At 56.5% G+C, this 1225-nt stretch carries 1 rRNA gene; it reads left to right on the top strand.

Annotation, left to right across the window (positions count from 1 at the left end):
• Nucleotides 1–1225 (top strand): 23S ribosomal RNA (locus IE325_RS45800); the annotation flags it as partial.

Raw genomic sequence — 1225 nt, 5'->3', positions numbered from 1 at the left:
CTCTAGCGAGTTTCATGGCGGCCCGTACCCTAAACCGACTCAGGTGGTCAGGTAGAGAATACCGAGGCGTTCGGGTGAACTATGGTTAAGGAACTCGGCAAAATGCCCCCGTAACTTCGGGAGAAGGGGGGCCACACCTGGTGATCCGTTTTACACGGTGAGCTGGGGGTGGCCGCAGAGACCAGCGAGAAGCGACTGTTTACTAAAAACACAGGTCCGTGCGAAGCCGTAAGGCGATGTATACGGACTGACGCCTGCCCGGTGCTGGAACGTTAAGGGGACCGGTTAGTCACATTTCGGTGTGGCGAAGCTGAGAACTTAAGCGCCAGTAAACGGCGGTGGTAACTATAACCATCCTAAGGTAGCGAAATTCCTTGTCGGGTAAGTTCCGACCTGCACGAATGGCGTAACGACTTCTCGACTGTCTCAACCATAGGCCCGGTGAAATTGCACTACGAGTAAAGATGCTCGTTTCGCGCAGCAGGACGGAAAGACCCCGGGACCTTTACTACAGTTTGATATTGGTGTTCGGTTCGGCTTGTGTAGGATAGCTGGGAGACTTTGAAACGCGGACGCCAGTTCGCGGTGAGTCGTCGTTGAAATACCAGTCTGGTCGTGCTGGATGTCTAACCTGGGTCCGTGATCCGGATCAGGGACAGTGTCTGATGGGTAGTTTAACTGGGGCGGTTGCCTCCTAAAGAGTAACGGAGGCGCCCAAAGGTTCCCTCAGCCTGGTTGGCAATCAGGTGTTGAGTGTAAGTGCACAAGGGAGCTTGACTGTGAGACCGACGGGTCGAGCAGGGACGAAAGTCGGGACTAGTGATCCGGCGGTGGCTTGTGGAAGCGCCGTCGCTCAACGGATAAAAGGTACCCCGGGGATAACAGGCTGATCTTCCCCAAGAGTCCATATCGACGGGATGGTTTGGCACCTCGATGTCGGCTCGTCGCATCCTGGGGCTGGAGTCGGTCCCAAGGGTTGGGCTGTTCGCCCATTAAAGCGGTACGCGAGCTGGGTTTAGAACGTCGTGAGACAGTTCGGTCCCTATCCGCTGTGCGCGTAGGAGTCTTGAGAAGGGCTGTCCCTAGTACGAGAGGACCGGGACGGACGAACCTCTGGTGTGCCAGTTGTCCTGCCAAGGGCATGGCTGGTTGGCTACGTTCGGGAGGGATAACCGCTGAAAGCATCTAAGCGGGAAGCCTGCTTCGAGATGAGGACTCCCACCCC

Source organism: Streptomyces lanatus, from assembly GCF_014655715.1.
GTDB classification, from domain to species: domain Bacteria; phylum Actinomycetota; class Actinomycetes; order Streptomycetales; family Streptomycetaceae; genus Streptomyces; species Streptomyces lanatus.
The sequence above is the reverse complement of the archived record's forward strand: the minus strand, read 5'-3'. Positions and strand labels throughout refer to the sequence as shown.